The 8,656-nt window shown below is 62.0% G+C and carries 8 protein-coding genes; 3 read left to right on the forward strand and 5 right to left on the reverse strand.

Annotated elements, in window-relative coordinates:
* Positions 1-72 precede the first annotated feature (72 nt).
* The gene (ppk2, locus tag BLX41_RS09780) at positions 73-969 is read left to right on the forward strand and encodes a polyphosphate kinase 2 (RefSeq protein WP_185073489.1); all 897 of its coding nucleotides are present in this window, start codon (positions 73-75) and stop codon (positions 967-969) included.
* A gap of 135 nt (positions 970-1,104) precedes the next feature.
* Here ppk2 and BLX41_RS09785 read toward each other — a convergent pair whose 3' ends face one another.
* From BLX41_RS09785 to BLX41_RS09800, 4 genes are all read right to left on the reverse strand, one after another.
* On the reverse strand, positions 1,105-2,010 hold the full coding sequence (locus tag BLX41_RS09785; protein ID WP_123724716.1) for a DMT family transporter: 906 nt from the start codon (positions 2,008-2,010) through the stop codon (positions 1,105-1,107).
* Positions 2,000-3,322 (reverse strand): diaminobutyrate--2-oxoglutarate transaminase, encoded by a 1,323-nt coding sequence (gene ectB / locus BLX41_RS09790; RefSeq protein WP_123724717.1) that lies wholly within the window; start codon positions 3,320-3,322, stop codon positions 2,000-2,002. The genes BLX41_RS09785 and ectB overlap by 11 nt, the downstream gene beginning before the upstream one ends.
* A gap of 65 nt (positions 3,323-3,387) precedes the next feature.
* Complete coding sequence (locus BLX41_RS09795; RefSeq protein WP_123724718.1) at positions 3,388-4,731, reverse strand: SidA/IucD/PvdA family monooxygenase; 1,344 nt, start codon at positions 4,729-4,731, stop codon at positions 3,388-3,390.
* Positions 4,732-4,859: 128 nt separating this feature from the next.
* The gene (locus tag BLX41_RS09800) at positions 4,860-5,483 is read right to left on the reverse strand and encodes a glutathione S-transferase family protein (protein WP_123724719.1); all 624 of its coding nucleotides are present in this window, start codon (positions 5,481-5,483) and stop codon (positions 4,860-4,862) included.
* A gap of 84 nt (positions 5,484-5,567) precedes the next feature.
* On the opposite strand from BLX41_RS09800, the gene BLX41_RS09805 reads away from it, so the two are divergent.
* Complete coding sequence (locus tag BLX41_RS09805) at positions 5,568-6,413, forward strand: helix-turn-helix domain-containing protein (RefSeq protein ID WP_123724720.1); 846 nt, start codon at positions 5,568-5,570, stop codon at positions 6,411-6,413.
* 52 nt (positions 6,414-6,465) lie between these two features.
* Positions 6,466-7,203, forward strand: a complete 738-nt coding sequence (locus BLX41_RS09810; protein WP_123724721.1) for a hypothetical protein — start codon at positions 6,466-6,468, stop codon at positions 7,201-7,203.
* Between the two features lie 99 nt (positions 7,204-7,302).
* Here the strand turns inward: BLX41_RS09810 and BLX41_RS09815 are convergent, their stop codons facing one another.
* Positions 7,303-8,643 (reverse strand): ATP-binding protein, encoded by a 1,341-nt coding sequence (locus BLX41_RS09815; RefSeq protein WP_123724722.1) that lies wholly within the window; start codon positions 8,641-8,643, stop codon positions 7,303-7,305.
* Positions 8,644-8,656: the final 13 nt, after the last annotated feature.

Consider the following 8,656-nt stretch of genomic DNA (forward strand, 5'->3'; position numbering starts at 1 on the left):
CCACGCACCGCCACCCAGGCGGCGCCGGTGAAAACCGCCGAAGCCGAAATCAACGCCATCAGCCAGAAACCCATGGCCCTGCAAGTGGCCAGTGCTCCGCGCGGCTCCAATGAAGACAGCGTTTCGGCCTCGCTGCCGGGCAGCTACCCCTACCGCAACCGTATGCGCCGGGCCGAGTACGAAAAGGCCAAGAACGAACTGCAGATCGAGCTGCTCAAGGTGCAAAGCTGGGTCAAGGAAACCGGGCAACGCATCGTGGTGCTGTTCGAAGGCCGGGACGCGGCCGGTAAAGGCGGCACCATCAAGCGCTTCATGGAACACCTCAACCCCCGTGGTGCACGGATCGTGGCCCTGGAGAAACCCTCGGAACAGGAAAAGGGCCAGTGGTACTTCCAGCGCTATATCCAGCACCTGCCCACCGCCGGGGAAATGGTCTTCTTCGACCGCTCCTGGTACAACCGCGCCGGGGTGGAACGGGTCATGGAGTTCTGCTCGCCCCTGCAATACCTGGAGTTCATGCGCCAGACCCCGGAGCTGGAGCGCATGCTGTGCAACAGCGGCATCCTGATGTTCAAGTTCTGGTTTTCGGTGAACCGCGAAGAGCAACTGCGACGCTTCATCTCGCGCCGGGACGATCCGCTCAAGCATTGGAAGCTCTCGCCCATCGACATCAAGTCCCTGGACAAGTGGGACGAATACACCGCCGCCAAGCAGGCGATGTTCTTCCACACCGACACCGCCGACGCGCCGTGGACGGTGATCAAGTCCGATGACAAGAAACGTGCGCGGATCAACTGCATCCGTCATTTCCTCCACGAGCTGGACTACCCGGGCAAGGACCTGAAGGTCGCCCACGCCCCGGACCCGCTGCTGGTAGGCCGCGCCTCCCGGGTACTGGAAGAGGATGAACGCACCCAGGCCCAGGCCGCGGCAGATGCCGGCGCCACACGCCTGGCCCTGTCGGCCTGAATTGCAGGCAAAAAAAACTGCGCGCAGACAGGCGGGTCTGTGCGCAGTAAAAGTCGAGCGGAACTATGAGTTGAAGCTATGAGTTGGAGCTATTAACAGAAACCAACAACTGGAACCCTGCATCAGGTCGAGGCCTCAGGCAGCCTCGGTCACTGGCGTCACCTTCTCCGGCGGTTTGATTGAACCGATGTACACCGCAAGGATGGTCAGCAGCGCGCCGGCGATCTGCAGCGCCGAACTGGCCTTGCCGAGAAACGCCACGTCGACGAAGTAGGTGATCACCGGCTCCAGCAACAGGATCAACCCCGCCAGCCCCAGGCTGATGGCACCGATGGAACGGTTGACCAGCAACCAGCCGACGAACTGCACCATCACCCCGTAGATGATCAGCATCACCAGGGTCTGCCCATCGACGATGGCCAGGCTTTCACCCATGGCCAGGGCGTACACCAGCAGCACCAGCGCGGCCCACAGGCTCAGGTTGAGCATCTGTGCGATCTTGTCGCCACCGCCGTCAGGCAGCTGGGTGTTGACCTTGAGGAAATACACGCAGATGGCGTAAGCCAGACCCGAGAGCACCCCATACACCACGCCCTTGATGCCCACTGCGCTGGTCATTTCCGGCAGCAGCAACAGGTACAGGCCGACAAACGCCAGGGTGATGGAGATCAGGAAGTAGATCGACGGCTTCTCCTTGAGCAGGTACAGACCCAGCAGGGTCATGAAGAACACCTGGCAGTTGGTCAGGATCGAACCGATGCCCGGGCCGACGATGTAGATGCTCTGGTGCCAGAGCACCAGATCGATGGCCAGGAACACCCCGGCCAGGGCCGTATACAGCTGCGCCTTGGCGCTCTTGAGCAACACCGGGATGCGGCGCACCTTGAGCAGCAGGAAAAACAGAATCGAGGCGAACAGCATGCGGTAGAACCCCGCCCCGCCGGCACCGATATGAGCAAAGGCCACCGCCAGGGCCGACAGGCTGAGCATCAGCCCGCCGATGGTCAGTTCGATGATGGCGCGGTTGGTATTAGTCGACATGCGCGACTCCATTGATGAAGACCAGGGGATCAACGTCCTGGTCCGGGTCACTTAGCTCGCCCTGCTCCAGTACCTGTTGCATGGCGTCGAAAATACTCGCCAGACCGGCCTGCAGCGTTTCGCTGCTGATGGTCAGCGCCGGCATCAGCTTGAGCACCTGGTCCACCGGACCGCAGCGCTCGATGATCAGGCGGCGAGCGAAACAGGCACGCATCACCGCGGCGGCCAGGGCCGGATCGTGGAACTCGATGCCGTAGAACAGGCCGCGGCCGCGCACGTCCTTGATGTGCCCGGCAAAGCGTTCGGTGACCTCGGCCAGCCATTCCTTGAGCTGCGCTTCGTTGGCCTGGATGTGCTTGACCAGACGATCGTCGCTCCAGAACTCCTGCACGGTCTTGGTGGCCGCGACAAAGGCCAGGGTGTTGCCGCGGAAAGTGCCGTTGTCCTCGCCGGGGGACCACTGGTCCAGCTCCGGACGATGCAGCAACAGGGCAAACGGCAGGCCGTAGCCACTGAGGGACTTGGACAGGCAGACCATGTCCGGCGTGATGCCCGAAGGCTCGAAGCTGAAGAAGGTCCCGGTACGGCCACAACCGGCCTGGATGTCATCGACAATCAACAGGATGCCGTGCTCGGTGGTCAGCTGGCGCAGGCGTTGCAGGAACTCTGCCGAGGCCACATTGATCCCGCCTTCGCCCTGGATGGTTTCCAGGATCACTGCCGCCGGAATGTCCATGCCCGAGCTGTTGTCCTTGAGCAAGCGCTCGAAGTACTCGATGGAGTCCAGGCCCGCCAGGTAGCCGTCGAAGGGCATGCGGAACACATAAGGATCGACCCCGGGCTGGCGGTTGTCGCGGTTGCCGGTCAGGCCCAGGGAAGTGTTGGACATGCCGTGGAAACCGTTGGTGAAGGCCACGATGTGCCGGCGCCCGGTGACCTTGCGCGCCAGTTTGACCGCCGATTCCACCACGCTGGTGCCGGTGGGCGAGGTGAACTGCATTTTGTACGGCAAGGCCCGTGGCGTGAGGATGATCCTGCGGAAGTTGTAGATGAACTCCTGCTTGGCCCGGCTGTGCATGTCCAGGGCGGCCTGGATGCCGTCCCGTTGCAGATAGTCGATCACCGCGGCCTTGACCGCCTTGGGGTTGTGGCCGTAGTTGACTGAACCGGCGCAGCTCAGGAAGTCGATATAGGCCTGGCCTTTCAGGTCATACAGATGACTGCCCTGGGCCTGGTCGAAGACCACCGGAAAACTGCGGCAATAACTGCGCGCCGAAGACTCCACATCCGCAAATACACCCAACTCATCCATTTCTGAAATATCCATTGCTGCCTGCTCACATAAAGGGGTCGAGGTTCAGGATTCGATGCAGCGGCTCAAGCGATCTTTTCCGCCGCCTGGGCCATGCCCAGCTGCTGATTCAGGGAGTTGAAAATATCTCGCGAGCGCAGCGACAGCAGGCTGAAGGAGCCGGCATCGCCGTAACCGTGGGAGGATTCGCACAGGCCATTGAGGTACAGCGCCGGCAGATGGCTGCCCTTGGCGGCGGCCAGGCCATAGTCGCGGCCGATGCGGATCACACCCTGGGCGTCGCAGTCCAGGTGCTCGGCCAGGTCCTTGAGAATCGCCGGGTAGCGCTCTTCCTGGGGGCCGGTACCGAGGTTGCGAAAGCCCGTGGCCAGAACAACGGCGTCCAACCCGCCCAACTCTTCGGTGACCTGGGTATTGCTGTTGAGCAGCGACAGGCGGTAGCCCTCGCCATCCGGCGTGCAGCCCTGGATTTCGCTGAGGCCCTTGATGATCACCCGCTCGCGGCCCTGCAGCTTGTCCTCATACATGCCCACGTAGAGTTCCTTGATCACGTCGGCATCGGCAGCCGAGTAGTTGGTGTAGTGCAGGTGGCGGTTGATGTTCTTCTTCGCCTCGGCGGAGCTGTTGTAGTACTGGTCGACGAAGGACGGGAAGTACACATGCTCGCTGAACTGGCTGGTGTCCTTGAGGCGGAAGCCATAGCCGCGCTGCACGTTGACGATTTCCAGGTTCGGGTAGGTGTGGCGCAGGTGCAGGATGATTTCGATGGCGCTCTGGCTACCGCCCACCACCGCCACGCGCTTGAGCTCGCCCTTCTGGGCCAGGTTGGCCAGGCGGCCCAGGTACTGGGTCAGGTGGAACACCCGATCCGCCGCGGCGTTGGCGAACACCTGCGGAATCACCGGGGTGCGGCCCGGGGCCAGGACCACGGAGCGCGCCTGATACTGCACGCCGGCCTGGGTGGTGATGGTGTAGAGGTTGCTGGCCGGGTCGACCTGGATCTGCGCCACGCTCTGGTTGTAGGCCACGTCCCGGGCAAAGAACCCGGCGACCCAGCGCACGTACTCGGCGAACTCGCTGCGCAGCGGGAACTCCAGGCCCAGGTTCAAGTGTTCGAACAGACGGTCGTTCTCGAACAGGAAGTTGGTGAAGGTGTAGCGGCTGCGCGGGTTGCGCGGGGTCACCAGGTCGCGGCTCGGGTGGTTCTGGATATCGCTGCCGGAGAGCATCATCTCCGGTTGCCATTGAGTGCTCGCGTGACGCTCGAGAAACAGCCGGGTGCCGGCAAACTCCATCTCTTCCATGGCGATGGCCAGGGCGATGTTCGCCGGGCCAAAGCCGATGCCGATCACGTCGTAAACTTGCCCATCACGGCCAACATCCTTGGCAGTCACTTTATGAACACTCATAAATTCCCCTTTTCGCAACAAAAGTCAGACTCGAAAAAGCAGAAAAAACACCAGGGTCTTTTCTGCCTTCAGTCAAATAATCATTAATTTTTAGTTAGCGTTATTCGTTATAACTACTTGGCTTTTTTTCAAACTTCTGCTGCAGCCAACTTCAGCCACTTCTGCACCGGCGGATAGGCCAGAACTTGTTCGACATAAGCTTGAAGTTGCGTCGGCACCGCGATGCCATAACGACGGAAGCGGAACACCACCGGTACGAACATCGCGTCGACGATGCCGAAGTCGCCGCACAAGAACTGCTTGGAGCCGCTGGCCTCGCGCAGGTTGTTCCAGATGGCGAAGATCCGCTGGATCTCTTCCTGGGTGTCGGCCGTCAGGGGCTCGGGGGTGTCACCGGTGTTCAGGCCGAAGGACATCTGGGTGCGCAGATTGACGAAACCCGAGTGCATCTCGGCCGCAGCGGCACGGGCCTGGGCCTTGATCAGCGCGTCCTGGGGCCACAGGTTGGCCGACGGATAGGCACCGGCGACGTACTCGCAAATGGCCAGGCTGTCGTTGATCACCACCTTGTCCAGCAGCAGCGCCGGCACCTTGCCCGACGGTGAATAGCGCAGGATCTGCTGACGGGTGTCGTCCTGTTCCAGCTTGACCTGAAGGGTCTCGAAGGAGACGTCTGCCGTTACAAGAACCAGCCATGCACGAAATGACCATGAAGACTTTTTGTAATCCCCAATAACTAGTTTTGTAGGCATCACTTCCCCTAGCTTGCGTTATGAAATGGGTGCTAAATTTAGCGGCCCATTTTTTCAACGTATTGCACAAAACTGGACAAACTCATGGATGAGCACAAACCCGGCAAAGTCTTTAGGCCAGACAAGGATTTCGTGCAGTTTTGGCGAATACCCGAAGGCGACTGTGAGTTGTTATCTGCGCGTTACAGCACTCAGTCTTTTGGCCGGCATTCACATGATCGATATGCAGTAGGGGTTATAAGCAGCGGGGTTGAAAAACTCTTTTATCGGGGCAGCTATTACTTGGGGAGCGCCGGTAGCGTCGTCACCATCACCCCGGGGGAGATTCACGACGGCTTGCCCGGGCATGACCAGGGCTGGATGTACCGCATGCTTTACCTGGACCCGGGCTGGGTCAACCGGGCGATCTTTCAAGGACGCTTCGGCGCCGAGCATATCCATCTGTTCCAGAGTGCATTGAACCTGGACCCCAGCTTTGCCCTGACCTTCCTCCAGCAACACCAGATCATCGAAAACTCCCCGCCCAGCCTGGAACGCGAATCCATCCTCCTGGACCTGGTGACCCAACTTTTCGAACGCAGCGGCGCCCCCATTGCCGCCATCGCCAGCGCCGAACGCAGCGCGGTGAAGTTCATCAAGCAAAAACTCGAAGACGAATACGCCCGGCACATCCCCCTGGAAGAACTGGCGCAACTGGTGGACATGGACCCGCTGTACCTGATCCGCGTGTTCAAGAAGACCGTGGGCGTGTCGCCCCACAGCTACCAGATCCAGAAACGCGTGGCCCAGGTGCAGAACCTGCTGCGCACCGGCGCCAGCCTGGCGGAAGCCTCCTTCAGTTGCGGCTTCTTCGACCAGAGCCACATGACCCGCGCCTTCAAGAAAGTCGTGGGCATCACCCCCGGCAGTTTCCGCAACAGCCGCGCCTGAAGCGCGCGGCCTCCTTTTCCCTGTCATTCCCGTTTGTTCAAGGACCCGCTACATGCCCGCAATCCCGACCCCGGAACTAACTCAGCTGCCTGCCGGCGCCGTCGCCTACCCCGACGCCCGGGAGCTGTTCGTCGCCGACCAGCAGGAACTGGCCGAACATCTGCTGCCCCTGCTGTCCATCGACGCCAGCCAGATCAACCCCGAATGGTCCGGACGCCTGCACCTGCTGAGCCCCATCGAACCCGATGAAGGCCTGGTGGGCGAACTCACCCAAGACGAAGGTTTTGGCAGCGAGCTGCTGAAGACCAACTGGATCGGCTTCAAGATCGAGAACGGCCGCTATCGCCTGTGCGGCGATCCGCGCTACTTCTTCCTGCACCCGGATAACGCCCAACTGCCGGAATCTCGGCGCAACCTGCGGGCCCAGTTGCAACGCCATTACGCCCAGGAGCACGCGGCTTACCAGACGGCGCACCAGCGTTACCAGCAGCTGGGCTATCTGACCTGGCCGGAAGATGACGAGCAGCGCCTGACGTTTATCAATGAAATGGGCGGCGTGGCCGAGGGTTACGGCAACTGGGTGGAAACCGTGGAATTCCCCATGGATATCGTTGAAGCCACGGACGACAGCGGCGACATCGACGTCTGGCCTCTGAGCCCCGCAGGCCGGCGCTTCCAGCACGTATTGGGGGTGCCCGCCAGCCATTACGGCATCAGCGGCGCCGACCTGATTGTGATGTTCTATGAACCGGTGGAGGACCTGGTGCTGTTCTGCTTCGACTGGTCCTGAGCCGGAACGAGTCATTGAGCCCAGGCCGGGATCGGCCGGCCTGGGTGCTCGAACGGCCTCGAAAGGCTCTTCGAGCCTTATCGCAACCTGAGGCAGCGGCTACACCGGCAATTCCACCCGTGCTTCCAGCCCGCCCCCCTCACGATTGAGCAGCCGCAACTCCCCACCATGCTCGCGGACAATCGCCCGCGCCGCCGACAACCCCAGGCCCACGCCACCGGTGCTCTTGTTGCGCGAGGACTCCAGCCGGAAGAACGGCGCAAACACCTGCTCCAGCGCCTCGGCGGGAATGCCCGGGCCGCGATCCAGCACCCGCACCCGCAATTGATGCGCATCGTGTTCCAGCACGATGGCCGGCTCGCCCCCGTACTTGACCGCATTGTCCACCAGGTTGGTCATCACCCGTTTCAGTCCCAGGGGGCGGCCGCAATACACCAGGCGCGGCGGGCCGCTGAAAGCGATCGGAATCGACTGGTCGCGATAGTCGTCCACCAGAGTCTGCAACAGCTCGGCCAGATCGAAATGGGTGGCCTCTTCCAGACGCGCGTCGTCGCGAAAGAACTCCAGGGCCGAATTGATCATGGCCTGCATCTCGTCCACATCGCGAAACAGGCGCTGCTGCTGGTCGGCATCCTCGATGAACTCGCCGCGCAGGCGCATGCGGGTCAGGGGCGTGCGCAGGTCATGGGAAATGGCCGCGAGCATCTGCGTGCGGTCCTTGATGAAGTGCTGCAACTGCGCCTGCATGGCGTTGAAGGCCAGGATTGCCTGGCGGATCTCGTGGGGCCCCACCGGATCGATGGGCGGTGCACGAAAGTCCACGGCAAAACGCCGCGCGCCCTGGGCGAACTGTTGCAGCGGCTTGGCCAGCCGGCGCGTGGCGATCAAGGCCACCAGACCAGTGGAGATCAGCACCAGGGCGATCACGATCAGGTTGCGCGTGCCCTCTTCCAGCCCCCAACTGCGGGACGCCGAGGAAAACATCAGCCAGCTTTGATCGGTCAACTGCACCAGCAGCGCGTAGCGCCCGTCCGGGCCCGGCCAGTCGCTGGGCTGGTAGGCCTCGATATGTCGCTGGGGCGGTTGCAGCATGGCGCGGATGCCTTCCGAACCGACGCGATACTCCGGGTCGTCCAGCTCAGGCAGGGCAAAGCCCTGGCGCGTCGGCCGCCAGGAGATGCTCAGGTGGTCGCTGCTGACCGCCTCCGCCAGTCGCGGACGCTGGCCCGGCTCCGAGGCTTCGATCAGGCGCACGATGGCCGCGGACTTTTCCAGCAAGCCGGTTTCCGCCAGCGGCGGATAGGCCCAGACCCCGGCCAACTGCACGAACAACGCATTGAAGGCCAGTGCGGTGAGCATGGCCATGATGATGGTCAGGGCGATCCAGCGCGCCACGGTGTCCCGCAGCCGATAGCGCCACAGCGGCTTGATCAGCTTCACTGGCGGGGCCCGC

It is taken from the genome of Pseudomonas protegens (assembly GCF_003732485.1).
Classification (GTDB): Bacteria; Pseudomonadota; Gammaproteobacteria; order Pseudomonadales; family Pseudomonadaceae; genus Aquipseudomonas; species Aquipseudomonas protegens_B.